This is a genomic window from Salinivibrio sharmensis, assembly GCF_001995985.1.
GTDB classification, from domain to species: Bacteria; Pseudomonadota; Gammaproteobacteria; order Enterobacterales; family Vibrionaceae; genus Salinivibrio; species Salinivibrio sharmensis.
On the sequence record NZ_MUFC01000014.1, the window covers coordinates 50958 to 66837 of the forward strand.

16 protein-coding genes and 2 riboswitches are annotated in these 15880 nt (G+C 49.7%); of the genes, 7 read left to right on the top strand and 9 right to left on the bottom strand.

What is annotated here, in order from left to right; all coding sequences use genetic code 11:
- Positions 1-178 precede the first annotated feature (178 nt).
- Positions 179-823, top strand: coding sequence for an MBL fold metallo-hydrolase (locus BZG74_RS12405; protein WP_046073157.1), 645 nt, complete (start codon positions 179-181; stop codon positions 821-823).
- Positions 824-878: 55 nt separating this feature from the next.
- Here BZG74_RS12405 and BZG74_RS12410 read toward each other — a convergent pair whose 3' ends face one another.
- Positions 879-1565: a DUF2982 domain-containing protein gene (locus BZG74_RS12410; protein ID WP_235605758.1), complete on the bottom strand. Its 687-nt coding sequence runs from the start codon at positions 1563-1565 to the stop codon at positions 879-881.
- Between the two features lie 266 nt (positions 1566-1831).
- On the opposite strand from BZG74_RS12410, the gene BZG74_RS12415 reads away from it, so the two are divergent.
- Both BZG74_RS12415 and BZG74_RS12420 read left to right on the top strand, forming a co-directional pair.
- A complete protein-coding gene (locus BZG74_RS12415) occupies positions 1832-2197 on the top strand; it encodes a MarR family transcriptional regulator (RefSeq protein WP_077772887.1) in 366 nt (121 codons plus the stop codon).
- 292 nt (positions 2198-2489) lie between these two features.
- A complete protein-coding gene (locus BZG74_RS12420) occupies positions 2490-2921 on the top strand; it encodes a hypothetical protein (RefSeq protein ID WP_077772888.1) in 432 nt (143 codons plus the stop codon).
- Between the two features lie 35 nt (positions 2922-2956).
- Here the strand turns inward: BZG74_RS12420 and BZG74_RS12425 are convergent, their stop codons facing one another.
- Complete coding sequence (locus BZG74_RS12425) at positions 2957-3367, bottom strand: hypothetical protein (RefSeq protein ID WP_131825638.1); 411 nt, start codon at positions 3365-3367, stop codon at positions 2957-2959.
- A gap of 195 nt (positions 3368-3562) precedes the next feature.
- On the opposite strand from BZG74_RS12425, the gene BZG74_RS12430 reads away from it, so the two are divergent.
- Positions 3563-4180: a thiopurine S-methyltransferase gene (locus BZG74_RS12430; protein WP_077772890.1), complete on the top strand. Its 618-nt coding sequence runs from the start codon at positions 3563-3565 to the stop codon at positions 4178-4180.
- Positions 4181-4287: 107 nt separating this feature from the next.
- Here the strand turns inward: BZG74_RS12430 and BZG74_RS12435 are convergent, their stop codons facing one another.
- From BZG74_RS12435 to BZG74_RS12460, 6 genes are all read right to left on the bottom strand, one after another.
- A complete protein-coding gene (locus BZG74_RS12435; protein ID WP_201247386.1) occupies positions 4288-5187 on the bottom strand; it encodes a DMT family transporter in 900 nt (299 codons plus the stop codon).
- Positions 5188-5287: 100 nt separating this feature from the next.
- A complete protein-coding gene (cdd, locus tag BZG74_RS12440) occupies positions 5288-6178 on the bottom strand; it encodes a cytidine deaminase (RefSeq protein WP_077772891.1) in 891 nt (296 codons plus the stop codon).
- A 202-nt stretch (positions 6179-6380) separates the two neighbouring features.
- Positions 6381-7115 carry an ABC transporter substrate-binding protein gene (locus BZG74_RS12445; RefSeq protein ID WP_077772892.1) on the bottom strand — a complete coding sequence of 245 codons (735 nt, stop codon included), beginning with the start codon at positions 7113-7115 and terminating at the stop codon, positions 6381-6383.
- Between the two features lie 93 nt (positions 7116-7208).
- Positions 7209-7712, bottom strand: coding sequence for a hypothetical protein (locus BZG74_RS12450; protein WP_077772893.1), 504 nt, complete (start codon positions 7710-7712; stop codon positions 7209-7211).
- A 270-nt stretch (positions 7713-7982) separates the two neighbouring features.
- Complete coding sequence (gene sbcB, locus BZG74_RS12455) at positions 7983-9404, bottom strand: exodeoxyribonuclease I (protein WP_077772904.1); 1422 nt, start codon at positions 9402-9404, stop codon at positions 7983-7985.
- A gap of 256 nt (positions 9405-9660) precedes the next feature.
- Positions 9661-10245 (bottom strand): FMN-dependent NADH-azoreductase, encoded by a 585-nt coding sequence (locus BZG74_RS12460; protein ID WP_077772894.1) that lies wholly within the window; start codon positions 10243-10245, stop codon positions 9661-9663.
- Positions 10246-10569: 324 nt separating this feature from the next.
- Between BZG74_RS12460 and BZG74_RS12465 the strand changes: the two genes are divergently transcribed.
- A complete protein-coding gene (locus tag BZG74_RS12465; RefSeq protein WP_235605759.1) occupies positions 10570-11244 on the top strand; it encodes an HAD family hydrolase in 675 nt (224 codons plus the stop codon).
- 107 nt (positions 11245-11351) lie between these two features.
- Here the strand turns inward: BZG74_RS12465 and BZG74_RS12470 are convergent, their stop codons facing one another.
- A complete protein-coding gene (locus BZG74_RS12470) occupies positions 11352-12770 on the bottom strand; it encodes an alanine/glycine:cation symporter family protein (protein ID WP_077772896.1) in 1419 nt (472 codons plus the stop codon).
- A gap of 81 nt (positions 12771-12851) precedes the next feature.
- Positions 12852-12929, bottom strand: a riboswitch (glycine riboswitch).
- A 3-nt stretch (positions 12930-12932) separates the two neighbouring features.
- Positions 12933-13020: riboswitch (glycine riboswitch) on the bottom strand.
- A 260-nt stretch (positions 13021-13280) separates the two neighbouring features.
- Here BZG74_RS12470 and BZG74_RS12475 point away from each other — a divergent pair.
- Entirely contained in the window at positions 13281-14447 is a 1167-nt protein-coding gene (locus tag BZG74_RS12475; protein WP_077772897.1) for a DnaJ domain-containing protein, read from the top strand.
- 197 nt (positions 14448-14644) lie between these two features.
- Positions 14645-15808, top strand: a complete 1164-nt coding sequence (locus tag BZG74_RS12480) for an amidase family protein (RefSeq protein WP_162274020.1) — start codon at positions 14645-14647, stop codon at positions 15806-15808.
- Positions 15809-15880 lie beyond the last annotated feature (72 nt).

Here is a 15880-nt window from a genome sequence, read left to right on the forward strand (position 1 = left end):
TTTATCCAGATATCCTGACGTTAGCCTAGAGAGCAAAAGTGACACCTCCTTGGCAGCATAGTTGCAAACTGATGACAGCGTGGCATAGTGAGGCGCACATTGACGATTGAAAACCTGAGGGCGTGTCACGGATTACGTGTTATTGCGTCACTGAACAGACAAAGAGAAGGTTAACTCCATGGCGTTGCATTATGAAATTGTGCCAGTCACGGCATTTCAGCAAAATTGCTCCATTATTTGGTGCGACCAAACGCAACAGGCGGCTGTCGTGGATCCCGGTGGGGATATTGCTAAAATTCGCCAAGTCATTCATTCGCTCGAAGTGACGGTGACGAAAATCCTCCTAACGCATGGCCATTTAGATCATGTTGGCGGCACTGTTGAGCTTGCTAGCGCGTTGAATGTCCCTGTGGTGGGACCGCACAAAGAAGACGCTTTTTGGTTACAAGCGTTACCGGCACAGGCGCAAATGTTTGGTTTCGCGCACGCTGAGCCGTTTGATCCTGACCAGTGGCTGCAGCAAGGTGACACCGTGTCCGTGGGCAATAGTACGCTCTCAGTGTTGTTTGCCCCTGGACATACCCCAGGCCACATTGTGTTTGTCGATTTGGAAGGGCGAACCGCTTGGGTAGGAGATGTGCTGTTTAACGGTGGTATCGGGCGGACTGATTTTCCCAAAGGAGATCACGCCACCTTGATCAACGCCATCAAACACACCTTGCTGCCAGTTGGGGATGATGTGACCTTTATCCCTGGCCATGGCCCTACATCGACCTTGGGTCATGAGCGGAAAACGAACCCATTTTTGACTGGGGCGTTCTAACATATTGCCGAGGACAACCGGCCTTTTGCTGCTATCTCATGCTAAAGGCTGGTTTTTAGTCATCACCACTGGCAGCGGCCAAATAGCGCCGGGCGACGCCGACAAAGTCTTCTAGTGGCCTATCAAGTAAGTCTTCACTGATAAACAAATCATACCCGAGCAGCTCCCGAGTGTAGCGCATTCGGTTGGCCAACATAGCCATCAAGCCTTTATATAGCACACCATTTTTCCCTCTATAGGGGGTGTCATCAAACATCATATCTTCCAGCGGTTTGCTGGGTTTGTGATCGCCTCGCCGATACGCAGTAATGAGCAATGCACGTTGCGTCATCACAATGTGGGTGACCATTCGTAAGCTGATGCTGTCCAAAAGGGCATCGTAACGCTTAATCTTAATACCAACCCATGGAAGTGGTTCACCTAACCCTTGCCGGTGGAGGTGCGGAATGCCAATGGCTTCAATATTTCGCCATTTCAGCGCCCAGCCACCACGAAAGCTATGGTGTTGTAAATGCATAAACGACAGAGAAAAAGATAGCTGAGCGCGTTGAAGTAACTGATTAACTGCATAAAAAATGGCGATAATAGCAATCAGCCCTAGCAAACCTTGACCTATCGACAAGGTGGGTTGGACGAGAAAAAAACAGATCAAGCCGAAGGCGACTGCCATCGCCGCCAACATACTCCAACGTGCAGCTTCAAACTGAGGCGGGTAGATTTTGATCGTTTTCAAGGCATCCATGAGCATCCACTCCAATGGCGAGAGAAAGATGACGACTCACGCCTATTCGATATCTTTCGAAGACTAATATACGTGCAATGTGTCTGATTAGTTTGCCTAATAATTACTGAATTAGTAAACATTTATCGCTGAATATCACGATCTTTGCGTCTATTAGGGGGCGGTTACCTACAAAAGCGAGCAGAAATTTGGTATAACACGCGCTTTGTTTTTCACCCGCTGCATTCAGCGCGCCTGAACGTAGTGCTTCGGAGTAGGATGATTGAATGAAAATCTCTCACAAGCGTAAGGTACAACTTAAACTCAACAAGCGTGTTAAGGCATCATCGCCAGCGCGTCAGCGTCCGGTTAAATCCAAGCCGGTTGCGCCTGCAAAACCTGCGGTAGAAACATCGCCTAAGGTATCTACTGCCAACACAGCGTCTTCACTGACGCCGAAACAGCAGCAGGTTTTAGAGATTGTTCAAGCAAACCCTGAAGGAATTAATCCAAAAGGGATTGGCCTTGCGGCTGGTCAAGAAGACACCAAAGCAGCGTCTTGGGCAACAGGTGCATTGAAAAAGCTGACCGAAGAAGGCGCCGTTGAGCGTGTTCAAGTCGCCGCCAACAAGGTGATTTACAAAGCTTGCTGATCCCTTTGCGCATCCGCTTACGTGTTTGATGATGAGATTTCATGCGTAAGCGGATGTTCACCCGACTCAGCAATCGTCTTGTCTGATTTCCTTCCCGCATTGTGATGTAAGAGTAAACAAATCTTTCTAATATCAAATAGTTGTTTTTATTGTGCTAATAAAGTTTGTCTTTATTGCGCATTCCCTTAGCTAAAGCATGATCAAGCGCAAAATACTGTACGATCTTCCAGACATATGTTTGAAACTGCCTATAGTGGGAGTGTCTATTTCATTTTCTGTCTGGAGGTAAGCCATGGATGTGCTGTCAACCCAGCTGAAAGCGCCCACAGAAGTCGTGTTCGACTACACCCACTTTTTGTGTGAGAGTCAGCAACCAACCTGGACGTTTACCGATATTTTTCGCAGTTTATTACCCATCTTTACGACTGTGCTTGAACACCAGGCCAGTGAGGGAACTTCACCGCTTTCTGCACAAGAGCAGCTATACCAGCAAGCCACTCGCGTGATGTCGGTCCGTAACACCGATACGGCCAATTTGGTGCAGCTGGCACGTCTTGCGCGTCAACAAGGCATTGAAGAGCTAACGATTTTAATGCCTTATGCCCTTGAATATCGGCAGATGGAAGCGATTAGCCAGCAAACCGATGCGCAAATTGAGTACAGCAATGAGAACCGTGAATGGGTTCGCCTAACGCTATCGTCAAGTATTAATCCTCAACCCTAATCACTCGTGATCCCAACTTGTTGATACTGCGTGAATTAGTGACGCTGAATGAAGGTGGGATCGACGCGCGCGATCCCTTGTTTGTTTTGCTCACAGTAATTGAACGGCTTAGCTGTTGGGGTAAAGGCGATAATGGCACATGAGGTGTCAGCCGCTAACGCTGCATCAATAAGCGCTTCATCATCGTACCCTGCTTGGCGATGAACCACTCGTACCTGATTCGCATTAATACCCCAAAGGCTAAGCTGTGCCGCATTTAAAGCGCGAGGTGGATTGATGATCGTGACCCACTTGGGCTGGCGTGCTTGCAGTGCAATCGCGCGTAAGGTCGCTTGCCAGTGCGCGTTTACCTGTGTTGCGGCAGTAAAGGCAGCATGATAGCAAGACGATGGCGTGACACGCGCGGGAGACTGAGCCTTAGCTTGATTTGACACATTGGACGTCACGTACATAAAACACCTGTATATATAATCAATGCTGTATGTTTAAACAGTAATGTTTTGTGGCGTCACTCGCAAGCCACTCAGTGGCTAGTTTGTGATCAAGATCGATAATAGCGGCTAACGCGCCTGAGTCTCGACGTTAATGAGTTTGGGGAAATAACTTGCTAAAATCATCGTTTTTATCACCTTGGAGAGAGCATGGAACAAGAGTTCTGGCATCAGCGCTGGGCAGAAAATCAAATAGGCTTTCACCGCGATACCGTACACCCGATGCTTATCCGCCACTGGCCATCACTGGCCCCACAAAGTGACGAGCCTGTATTGGTCCCCCTATGCGGTAAATCGATAGATCTCAACTGGCTTGCTGAAAAACATCAGCATGTGATTGGTGTCGAGCTTAGTGAGATCGCAGTGCGTGCCTTTTTCTCGGAAAACCTATATACCCCTCAGGTTTATCGCGCACCGTCAGGGCATGTGCACTATTGTTTTGATGAACTGGAGCTAATTAATGGCGACTTCTTTACCGCGCGCCTGAGTCCTATGCCATTGATTTATGATCGCGCCGCCTTGGTGGCCATGCCGCCTGCTATGCGTGCTCAGTATGTCAGCCATATTCGAACCTTGCTTGCACCTGGGGGGCGTTTACTGCTGATCACCTTATTTTATCCACAAACGGATGACACACCGCCGTTCTCTATTGACGCGGCGGTGGTAGAAGAGGCGTTCCAAGGATTAGACATTGCGTTGCTAGAGACGCATACGGAGCCAGACGGTGAGCGCGGTGAGCAGGTGTGGCTAATTAAGGCAACTGACTAGTACGTATCAGTGACCGTTTGGTGTTATTCATGAAGGGGGCGATAGACCCCTTCATTGTTTTGACTCTCAAAGTGCAGCTGGCAGCGGGTAGGATACAAGATAATCGGTTAAGCGGGTTTACGTTGAGTTTGTGTGTACTGGCGAGATTCCCAGTGAGTAATAAAAAAGACCGCTGCAATAATAATACCCGCTCCTAACCACAATCGACCGGGTGGTACCCAGCTAAACACCAACCATCCGAAAAGAACATTTAGGGGGAGTTTAGCGTGATCAAAAGGCTGTACAAAAGAGGCATCGGAAACAGCATATGCCTTGGCAATAGCCCACTGGGCGAGGGCAGTAAGTATGCCGGCGCCAAACAGCATCCACCAAGCGGTTGATGCCTGGGGGAACGTCCAATCAGGCACCGCGAGCAGCAAATTAAAGGGCGTGATCAACAAGAGCAGGTAGACCACCATGGTGGTCGGTGGGTCGTATGCGGAAAGGCGCTTCACCATCAGGGAGTAGGTAGCCCAGAAAAACGCTGCGCCCACCGGTAATAAGGTGGCCCAAGTAAATCCATTTGACCATGGCTCGAGGATAATCATGGCGCCGCAAAACCCAGCGAGCGTCGCAAGACCGCGTGCGATCCCCACTCGCTCTCGTAAAAACAGCCCAGAGCCTACCGTTGCGAATAGCGGTGAGGTCATTAATAGCGCAATCCCTTGCCAAATGGGCACTGGGTAGGCCAGCGCCCACAGCCATAGTTGAATGCCAATCACGGAGATAAACACCCGCAGACAATGCTGACCAAGATGCTGGGTTTTGAGTGCTTGACGGATCCCGAGTTGCTTCAACCAGGGGATCATCGCCACCAAGGCGATGGCGTATTGAATGAAGGCAACCGTGGTAGAGGGTAAGCCCATTTTAAAACTAACGTACTGAGACAGGCTGTTAACGAGGGCAAAACACAGGCCTGCGGTCAGCATCCAGGCTGCGCCTTGGAGTGGGTTATGAACTTGTTTCATCGCCGAGATAATCCGAAAAAAGACGCACGGATAGTAGCGTAAAACCGACCTCAGGGCGATCGGAAATCCCCCCGAGCGTCGGATTAATCAGACATGGCGCTTATAAGGTTGAATAGACTAAGGGAATGTCTGGATCAATGGCATCCAGTGTCGCCTGTGTATCGGCAAGGTGACTGACTGTACTCGTTGCCATTTCGGCCAGCGCAACAGAGCGAATGTCTGCCCAATGATAGCCCGCCATATTGACCGCAATTAATGCAACCTGAAGAGGCGGAAGACTTGGGTTAAAAGCTGCGTTCTCGGCATACATGCCAGAGAAAAATTCGCCATCATTGGTTTCAACCGCGGCCCCGCTATAGTTACCTGAGTAGGGCGCGTGACTGCGATTAGCGGCGTCAGCGGCGGCTTTTAGCAATGGAATATCGATATCATCCGTTGATAATTGATTGGACTCGTTGGTCAATAGGCGAGAGTCAATCCCCAAATCGGCAGGACCAAACGGCTCGGGTAGATAGGTGTGCAAATCTTTCGGATCGGATTGTGGCAGCTGGATGATCAAGGACTCAGCGCCATTGAGCTCATTCATGAACTGCCGACAGTGACCACATGGGCTGTAATTGATCGTAATATCGGTGAGGCGTTTTGCCCCTTTTGTCCAAGCATGGCTAATAGCACATTGCTCGGCATGCACTGTTTGCCCTAGCTGCACCCCGGTGAATTCTATGTTTGCGCCTAAATACAGGGTGCCACTTTGGTCACGGACAATTGCACCAACATTAAACTGAGAAATGGGAGTAACCGCATAGGCCGCCGCCAAAGGCAATAAAGCAAGACGCAGTGCGGCACCGTTAAGGCCACTGGCGGATTCCATTTGCGCCACCTGCTCTGGCGTAAAGGTAGCACCAAAGTTTGCGTCATTTATCCAATCAGAGACGACGTTTTGCAGGGCGTCGGGCAATTGTGTCAGTGCGTCAGTTAGTGCGGTTCGCATAGCATCTCTTCTTTATCGTTAACGGGAGGACAGTGTAGAGAATCCTTTTCAATAATTATATGAGCAATGTCACGCAAGTTTTGCAAGAGTGGATTTGTTGCTGAAAGTTAGAGTGACATCAATGTTTTTATGCCTCTTGATATGACCACCATGACGGCGTGCATAGGCAGACACGTCCATGAGCCGAAATACGGTTGATGCATTATGGCTGCCAATCGACATAGGGGCGATGTACCTTTCGGTACTCATGCATCAGATTCCCCTGTTCACGCAAGCGAGTAATCAGTCGTGTGAGATACGCATCGATTTCTCGGCCCGCTATGCCTTTAGGGATAAAAAAGACATCGTCAAAATCCGCAAAGTGCGCGCGTTTGATCATGGTTAAGCCTAGCTCTTTAAGTGCCAAGTCAGCTTCCTCTTGCGCCCAAACGAAACCATCAATTCTCCCCGCGGCCAAGCGCAACAAAGATTGTTTAATACTGTGTGAGCGTTGGACCTTAAAAGGCATATAGTAGGGAACGGCTTCAATGGTATAGCGCGAGGGACTCGCCCAGAGTTCTTTGACCGAGAGAGGGGCCGCTCTATTGGTGTAAAGGACATGAGTGACCTGGCCAAATGACACCTCGCTAAAGGCGAAAGGCAAGGTGGACACTTCCCGCGTCGGGCGCACGGCAGGTAAACCAAAGTCGGCTCGCCCTTGTACGACACTGTTTATCGCTCGATGAATAGGGAAAACCTCGATAAGAATCTTGGTGCTGGGGTCTTGCTTATCAAGGTAGCGGACGAAATCGACAAACGCGCCACTACCATCCAAATTGATCAAGCCAGGTAGTTCGCCAAGGTGTGCAACATAGGTTTTGTCAATAGTGGCTCGGGTAGGAGCGGCGAGATTGAGCAGCGTGATAAACAGTAAAAGTGGTAAATAGCAGCGTGGCATTATCTCTTTCTCGGATTTAAAAGGGCAAATGGGCACAGCGAAAACGACGACCCAACACGACACGCCCGTGGCGCACCACGGGCATCATACACGCTAAGCTTGAGTCAGTAATGCTGTCATGCCAATAATGACCGCAGCTGCTGTGACTAGGATCGTGAGTGGTTTAGCGATACTAAACGACGACTCTTCAATGGAAGTTGAGTGCGTTAAAGATGGTGGAGGTGTCTGTGATGAAGCGTTTGCTGCTCGTCCTGGACGCTTGGCGAGTGTTTGCTGCGGAAGCGACACACGAAAACCAAATTCACCGACGACCTCAAACGGTAGGCATTTTTTGCCGTTGCGGTAGGATTTGGCCATTAATGATGTCACCACACTTTGATGCTGGGCAAATGAGCTGTCGGGCAAGGCCACTTGTTTGAATAAGGTGCGGCTAGAGAGTACCTCTCCGGCATAGTAGCAAAGCATCTCGAGTAAACGAGACTCTTCGTAGGAGAGAACCGTCATCGTGTCATCGGCCCAATATAACGTACGGCTTTCTGGTTCGAAATCAACCTCGGGAAAGCGGTAACAGCGCGTATCTACTTTTGTTGTCATCATTGCCCACACTCCAAACAACATCCTTTTTAAAAGTGTGGACTCAAATCACAGAACTGCAACTGGTCAAGCTATCTTTTTTTTGGTAGGACAAAGTGGGCAGTGTGTCAATATTGCTAGCTAATAATTTAAAAAACATGACGTTAAAAACAAAAGGCGACCAAACCAGTCTACAACAGCAACCTGATAGATAGACTAAGGTCGGCGTGATGGTAGGTCGCCTTATTGACCGGTCGGTGTATTCGCGATGCGTCTTTAGCTACCGTGTCAGTGTTAGCCAACCAGTGATTCCACATAGTGGTAAATAGCTTTTAAAACGCGAACTTTATCCTCCTCAGCTTGGTGTTGTTCAGCGAGATGTTGCAGGTTATCCATATAAGCAGGAAGGTGTGTTTCAAAGTAATCACGTCGATGCATAAACCATTTTTTCTGCTCGGCTTCGGTGAGCGTCCACGGATAATTGCGCGCGCGATAACGGAATAACAGCGGCTTGATGCGCCAGTCATCTACGCTGAGATCCAGTGCGGCAAGATTCTCAGGATCGCGTGCACGGATGATATCCATCGCACTGCGGTCGCTTTTGGAGAAAAAGCCTGAATACAGGGCCGTATCCACGTCCTGATTGTTGAAAAGCTTTGCATCGGCAAATACAGCGACGAGCTTCTCGCGTAATTCTGGCGCGGCTTTCAATGCTTTTAGGTGGTGTAAGCAGGCTTCGCGATCCACACCGAGTCGGGCGGCATCCTCGGGTCGTAATGTTTTTGCGTCCGCGAGCACGGGGCATTTATTGATATGTACCAGTTTAAGAGGGGCGGGTAACTGCCCTTCCGTGAGGTCGTGGTGCGGGGTATACAGGCGCTCGCGTAACGAATCAGCGTCCAATTCAAACAAAGGGGCCGGGTCACGGGCTAGATCGACCGTAATCACGGCGTTAGGGTTATCAGGATGCCAAGCAACGGGCACAATCCAGCTGGTGTTGCCGCGCTCGGTGCCGAACATGCCAGAGACATGCACGAGAGGCGTCATATTCACCACATCAATCAGGTGCTTGATTTTGTTTTTATTCCGATGTTTTAACAAATAATCAAATAGCCGTGGCTGTGCTGCCTTGACCTTTTTCGCCAGCTCGATGGTCGCGTGCACATCCGCCATCGCATCGTGCGCGTTGCTATGCTCTATACCATTGGCAACAGAAAGGTTTTCTAATTTGAAACTGGGTTTACCGTTGTCATCATGGGGCCACTCAATACCATCCGGACGCAGTGCGTAGCAGGCGCGCATCACATCGAGCAAATCCCAGCGCGAATTACCGTTTTGCCAACTCCAGCCGTATGGGTCAAAAAAGTTGCGGTACAGCGTGTAGCGAGTCACTTCGTCATCGAAACGCACATTGTTGTATCCAACAATACAGGTATTGGGTTGCGAGAAGGCAGCATGGATCTGTGCGATGAACTCCGGTTCGGGTAAGCCTTTTTTCAGTGCCAGCTGCGGTGTGATCCCGGTGACCAAACAGGCTTCCGGTGCCGGTAAGTAGTCATTCGGCGGTTGGCAGTACAGGACTAAGGGTTCACCGATGACATTAAAATCACTGTCGGTACGAACGCCAGCAAATTGGCAAGGCCTGTCTTTACCTGGATGAGTGCCGAATGTTTCAAAGTCGTAGAAAAAAAAGCTTGGCTGGTCGGCGTCTGTCACAATCGAATCCAACTTGGTCAATAAGAAAGCAGGAGCAAAATCCTGCGATAAACCAGTATGGTAACACTGGCATCGCGTATCACCAATCCTGAGCTAACCGGTGCAATATTGAAGCGCTGATGCGGATAAAAACAGGCAATCAGCAGCGAAGATCGATAATGAAAGCCTGCACGCAGGCAGGCTATAGTGACAAGGCAGGTGGTAAGGTCGGTGAGTTTACGTCGTGCGAATACGCACGAGCATGCGTTTTCCGCTGCTAAGACGCTAAGCGTTTCAGTGTTTGCTTGGCCTCATCAATGGCTTGGCTTGCAGTGTCTTCGCCCATTGCCAGCCCTTCGGCGTAAACAAACTCGACGTCGGTGATCCCAATAAAGCCAAGTACGGTCTGCATGTAACCCGTGATATGGTCGGTCGTGCCTCCTTTGTGCATCCCACCGCGTGTGGTGACCACAATGGCACGCTTGCCTTTCAGTAGGCCCTCGGGACCGTTTTCAGTGTAACGGAAAGTCACCCCTGCACGGGCAACGAGATCAATCCAGGCCTTGAGTTGCACAGGGATAGTGAAGTTATACATAGGTGCCGCAATGACTAGCGTATCGCTTTGCTGAATTTCTTCGATCAACTGATCTGAAGCTTGCTGTACTTGCTGTTGCGCGTCAGTGAGCTCATCTGCACCGCGTAAGCCGCCGACATTGTCGCCATTGAGGACCGGCAAAGGGGTAGAAGCAAGATCGCGCTCAATCAGCGTGTCTGGGGACAGCTCATCCACCACACTGTTAATCACAGCATTTGAGCTTGAGTGGGGGCCAAGGATACTTGATTTCAATACCAGCGCTTTCATGCATCTCTCCTTAAAATTTGATTGGCTTATCGCACATGATGGTGTTTTGTTACGAGACTCAGTGTAGAGAATCCCAACGTTAAAACCAGCATAGAGATTCGTTAAACTTGTTCAAAAATTTTGTTGATGTCGCTAAGCCCTGTGCGGCCAGTTGCACTGAGTCGGTATGGGCGTATGCCGGCGACCGGCAGTCGTTCATAATGTAAAAATAATGTTATAATGCCCGTTGTATTGGTTAGGTATCCCAGACAAAGAACGGCAAAGCGCCAAGTCAAATCACAAGTCGGTCGCTTGTGGGACGCAACGGGGTTTGAGGAAATGCGCGTGAAAAATTTATTTATGTTAGACGTGGATGGCACGCTGGTCGACAGCTGCCAAATGGATCACGAGTGTTTTAGTGAAGCGGTTTATGACGTCACCGGTTTTACGGTGCCGGATGATTGGGGCGGCTATACCAATGTTACGGATGCGGGGATCATTGAAGAGCTGATTGATAGTCATGATCTTCAGCGTGAAAAGATCATGCTCTTTCGAGAAATCAAGCGCGTATTTACGCATAAACTGACCAACGCAATTGCTAACCACGGATTAAAGCCGTTGCCAGGCGCGGTAGCATTTATTGATGAGATGCGTCATATGCCGACCGTTGCCTTGGCGATAGCAACGGGAGGCTGGGAAGAAACCGCACGGATGAAACTCAAAGCCGCTGGCTTTAATGTTGAAGGCATTGTATTTTCGTCTTGCTCAGATGCGATGAGTCGCAGCGAAGTGATGGCATTGGCTGCGTTCCGTGCTAAACAAGATTACGGTGTCCATTTTGAGCGTCGAATCTATTTTGGTGATGGAGTGTGGGATAAACAAGCCACACAGTCGCTGAACTATGAGTTTGTCGCCGTCGGTGACAAAGTCGAGCACGATGTGAGGGTGAGTAATTTCGTCAACCCGCGCGCTATTTTGGGTAAACTGGGCATTGATGAAGCGCAGCGTCAATACGCCTAATCGTTTTATACGTAAACGCGAATAATGAGCAGAAAAGAAAAGCCGACGTTTTGACACGTCGGCTTTTTTATTCGGTGTTCAACGTCTTACCGAGTCGCTAATCACTTTCATTGTGCGTCAACAACGGCATTGGTTTCTTGGCTCGGTACATTGGTAGCGCTAGCCCGGCTGTCTAGTGCGGCAAAGTAGGCTTGAGTTTCCGCTATCACCACCTTGCGTAGCAGCAATAGGCCAATCAAGTTAGGAATAGCCATTAAGCCATTAACAATATCAGCCAGTATCCAAATGGTGTTTAATTGGATAAAGGCACCGGATGCAATTAAGCCGATAAAGAATAGCTTGTAGATATAAATCGCTTTTTTGCCGAACAGATAAGCCACGCAGCGTTCGCCATAATAGTGCCATCCTAAAATGGTGGTGAAGGCAAAAAACAATAGGCCAATGTTTACCAGCATCGGGCCAACAGGGCTTTCCATTCCCACGGCAAACGCATGTGAGGTCATGGCGGCGCCAGCAAGCTCGCCAGACCAAGATTGCGTAAGGATCAAGGTGAGTCCGGTCATGGTACAAATCACCAGCGTATCGATAAAGGTGCCGGTCATTGATACCAAGCCTTGCTCAACACAGGAGTCCGTTTTTGCTGCGGCCGCGGCAATAGGCGCACTCCCAAGGCCAGATTCGTTAGAGAATACCCCACGTGCAATACCCGATTGAATCGCAAGCATCATGCCGGCACCCGCAAAGCCTCCGGTTGCGGCCATGCCGTTGAAAGCAGATTCAAACACCAGGCTGACTGCTTGTGGTAATTGTGCGGCGTTTGCCACGAGTACCCATAAGCACGCGCTTACATAAAGCACTGCCATAACAGGCACAATCTTGGCGGCGACGGCGGAAATGGATTTGACGCCACCCAAGGTGACTGAGGCGACGAGCACGGTTAACAGGGCTGCGACAACGGCTGTTGGAATATTAAATAAGTGGGTCGCTGCGCTACTAATCGCGTTCACTTGTGGGAAGGTGCCAATGCCAAAGCATGCCACTCCCAGTCCAAATAAAGCAAAGAGCTTGGCGAGAATGGGTTTACCGGCACCTTTAGACAGGTACATCATTGGTCCACCAAGCATGTTGCCTTTGTGGTCAACTTCGCGGTATTTGACCGCCAGCAAGCATTCCGCGTACTTGGTCGCCATGCCCAAAAAGGCGGCGAGCCACATCCAAAACAGTGCCCCTGGGCCCCCAAGAGAAATAGCCGTGGCTACGCCGATGATGTTGCCAGTACCTATGGTCGCGGATAAGGCTGTACACAGCGCCGCAAACCCTGAAACATCCCCTTGGGTTTTGGCGTTCGACGGCTTAAAGATTTGTTTGAGCGCAAACGGTAGGCGACGGAGTTGGAGTAGCCCTAACCGTACTGTAAAAAAGAGCCCCGTACCGGTGAGTAGCAAAAGAAGCGGTGGACCCCATATCCAGTCGTCAATGGTGCCTAGAAGTGTTTGTATATCTGGTAGTTGCGAAAAAAATGGCATTAATTCCCCCTTTAAACATCAAAGGAGGAGATAGACCACACTAATATTAACAAAAGTGCTACATATTGGGGTGGGTATCTCCTCTGTCCTTTTGCCTGAGAGTTTCACTTGAGTACAAGCTTGCTCCTTCGGCGCCCGAACTAACGGGTCTCTCCAGAGTCTCCTCCAACAGCAGTCCATACAATTAAGTGCCTGAAAGATTTACTTCTTCGGCGGATGGCGTCGGCCACCTCTCTCCTGCTGTCTTCATCGGAACGTCGTCATGACGGAAAGTATGATAGATCACAGAAATATGAATGCAATGCAAAAAGGCGTGAACGATGGATAATTCTTTTTAAAAGGTGAAAAATACAAAAAATCAGAGCTTTTTTCTGCGACGAGTGCCGTCATGGCGAAGCCAGGGTGTGCAGTAAGGTGGCAAGCGTGGCACAAAGCGGCTCAATTTTTTTCCCGATTGGCCGATAAATTGGCTAATCTGGACAAGCGAGCAATAGGATAACGGGCAGTAGCATGACCACGTGGAACGAACTTTTAGGCGTGAATGCTGGCGAAAGCGCCGAGCAAATCAAACAGCGCTATAAGCGACTTTCTAGCCGCGTACATCCAGATAAAGGAGGCAGTACGGGGCTGATGCAATTGGTCAGTGAAGCCTATCAAGCCGTGAAGTCAGGAAAAGGTGAGGGGAGTGCGCTCGGTCAATCACTAGGCGACGCCAGCCAATCGGCATTGCGCAGCCAAGTTGCGCGACTGCAAAAAGAGCTTGCGGCGTTGCAGCAAGAAAATCGAGCCTTAAAATCTCGCCAGGCCAATACCCAGATCCCTGCCCACTTGACCGCAAAAATTGCCAAACTCGAATTTGATAACCGCCAATGGCGCGAGCAATACCAAAAACTCGAGCGACAGCATCAGTCTCTCGAGTCACAGCATCATGCGTTACAACGCGAGCATGACCACCGAAAAAAAGACCTTTCGCAGGTTAACCGTGAGCTGAAAGAAGCGTTGACGCGCGTCGAAAAACTAGAAACCGATTTGACCCGTAAAGCGACTCCGGTGACGCTTAAGCCAGCAAAACCCGGGCTATCATGGCGCTGGGTGTTGGCTTCGTGGATAATAGTTGTGGTACTTATGAGCCCATTAGGCCCGTGGCAGCAATGGCTTGAGCGTGTTTTGGGGCAGGAACAAAACCTAGCCGCGCAGCGAGTGCGTATTATTGCGCCCGAGCCTTCTGACTCAACGCCGACATCAGCACAAAACGCTACACAGCCTCCATCTGAGCCTGCACCTGTAATGCCTGCGGCTCCCATGATTCAACTGAGCCCGGATGCCAATCAATGGCACATCAATCAATACGCAGACACCGCGCAACCGTATTTGGCTTTACGGAGTGAGGAAGGGTCGTATGTGGTGGCTAATTGTATGGGCGAATTTTATGTCTATCTTAACCAAGGGTACCAGCCGCTGCGCGTGCCCCCCAATTTAGACTATGTGGCGCAGCGTCAGCATTTTCATGTATATGCTATCCCTTATGGACAAGGTGCGTCGGTGGATAGTTGGCAGTTGGCACGAAAAGTACAAATTTTCGATGATACCTTTGTCAGTGCCGATCTTGCGCCGACGTTAAGTGCGTTTGAGCAATCTTGCCGACAAGTGCCAGGTTTAGCTGCGGTAAATTTATAACCAGCACTTTATAAAGCGTATTTCGATTAACCAGGCGACTTCACGCCACCCAGCACCAAGTTGATAGTGAGGTGGTTGGTGCAAGTAAGGGAACGCGTCACAGTATCACTTTGGTTAACCGTGAAAGCGCGCCTGATTTCACACCATGTATTACACTGATCAATAAGTCATAAGCGTGATTTATGGGGACAGTGTCCATGCTCGACCAAGCAATGTTTGCACATCAGTTCGAACCTCCGCGCCAAGACAGTCTTAACGGTGTATTCCGACGGCACAAATTAGCGGTGTCTCACTCGGTATCCGTTGAAGACTGTGTTTCCGGTATCGGGATCCCGTCATGGTCAGAAGGACGCTCGGCCGCAAGCCAAGATGCAGCGGTGGTTAAAACCATGATGGCGCAGGGCGCCAGCCTGATAGGGCAGCTTCAAATAGATCCCTTGGGTTTCAGTATCACCGGTTTTAACCCTTTTTACGCGGAGCTCCGCAACCCGCATTTTAGGCAATACCGAGTAGGTGGGGCAAATGCAGGGATTGCGGTGGCGGTGGCTAAAAAGTTGGCAGATTTGGGAATAGGTAATGATGCGTTTGGTGGAGTTAGGGTGCCAGCGGCACATTGTGGATTGTTTGGGTATCGACCTACGCCGGGCCTGGTTGATACAAGCGGGCTTATCGCCATAGCGGAGACATTCGATAACGTTGGGGTGTGTAGTATGACACTTGGCCCGTTGAGTCAATTTCAAGAGCTGGTGGCAAAGCCCTCCACCGCAGTGACCAATATTCAAGGTGTGATCATCGCCGAAGCGGTGTTTGCTTTGTTTTACAGTGATGAGGCAATGGCGCAGGTCTATCAACATCTTGAGCGTTTAAGCTTACCGCAAGAGTCTACCCTAGCCATGAATAAGCTTGTGCTTTCGCGCTTAGAAAACGCACAAGTATCGATTGCAAGCCAAGAGTTTTTGCTAATGTACGGTGCATGGTTGAAACAAGCCAAGCTGGATTTGCCTACGTCGACGCAACAGTATTTAGATCGCTTACAAACTGTTGACTACAAAGCGCATTATCAGGCGAAGAAAACCCGCAAGCAGTTGAGAGATACCGTTTGTGCCATGTGGCCAAGCGATAAGGTGTTACTGATCCCATCCACTCCGGGCGCCATTTTACCTCGTGATGCGGATGCGTCAGACGGGGATACGTTTAACTTATCCCAGCGACGACTGATGGCGCTAGCGGATGTATGTGGCTTACCCCAGCTCACTATCCCGCTATTTGAGCATCAAAACACGCCTTACGGCGTGACATTACTGGCTCACCCTTACAAAGATAAGCTATTGATGGAAGTAGCACGCCGTTGGCTCGATTAATCATACGGATTGCACCTTTATCCACTCTGGCGTCAAGAATTTTCTATAAAAAACCGTTTTTTATATTTAAAG

Excerpts from the sequence above, each read along its gene's own strand:
- BZG74_RS12405 (WP_046073157.1), top strand. The coding sequence starts at position 179 with ATGGCGTTGCATTATGAAATTGTGCCAGTCACGGCATTTCAGCAAAAT.
- BZG74_RS12410 (WP_235605758.1), bottom strand. The coding sequence starts at position 1,565 with ATGGATGCCTTGAAAACGATCAAAATCTACCCGCCTCAGTTTGAAGCT.
- BZG74_RS12415 (WP_077772887.1), top strand. The coding sequence starts at position 1,832 with ATGAAAATCTCTCACAAGCGTAAGGTACAACTTAAACTCAACAAGCGT.
- BZG74_RS12420 (WP_077772888.1), top strand. The coding sequence starts at position 2,490 with ATGGATGTGCTGTCAACCCAGCTGAAAGCGCCCACAGAAGTCGTGTTC.
- BZG74_RS12430 (WP_077772890.1), top strand. The coding sequence starts at position 3,563 with ATGGAACAAGAGTTCTGGCATCAGCGCTGGGCAGAAAATCAAATAGGC.
- BZG74_RS12435 (WP_201247386.1), bottom strand. The coding sequence starts at position 5,187 with ATGAAACAAGTTCATAACCCACTCCAAGGCGCAGCCTGGATGCTGACC.
- cdd (WP_077772891.1), bottom strand. The coding sequence starts at position 6,178 with ATGCGAACCGCACTAACTGACGCACTGACACAATTGCCCGACGCCCTG.
- BZG74_RS12445 (WP_077772892.1), bottom strand. The coding sequence starts at position 7,115 with ATGCCACGCTGCTATTTACCACTTTTACTGTTTATCACGCTGCTCAAT.
- BZG74_RS12450 (WP_077772893.1), bottom strand. The coding sequence starts at position 7,712 with ATGATGACAACAAAAGTAGATACGCGCTGTTACCGCTTTCCCGAGGTT.
- BZG74_RS12460 (WP_077772894.1), bottom strand. The coding sequence starts at position 10,245 with ATGAAAGCGCTGGTATTGAAATCAAGTATCCTTGGCCCCCACTCAAGC.
- BZG74_RS12470 (WP_077772896.1), bottom strand. The coding sequence starts at position 12,770 with ATGCCATTTTTTTCGCAACTACCAGATATACAAACACTTCTAGGCACC.
- BZG74_RS12475 (WP_077772897.1), top strand. The coding sequence starts at position 13,281 with ATGACCACGTGGAACGAACTTTTAGGCGTGAATGCTGGCGAAAGCGCC.
- BZG74_RS12480 (WP_162274020.1), top strand. The coding sequence starts at position 14,645 with ATGCTCGACCAAGCAATGTTTGCACATCAGTTCGAACCTCCGCGCCAA.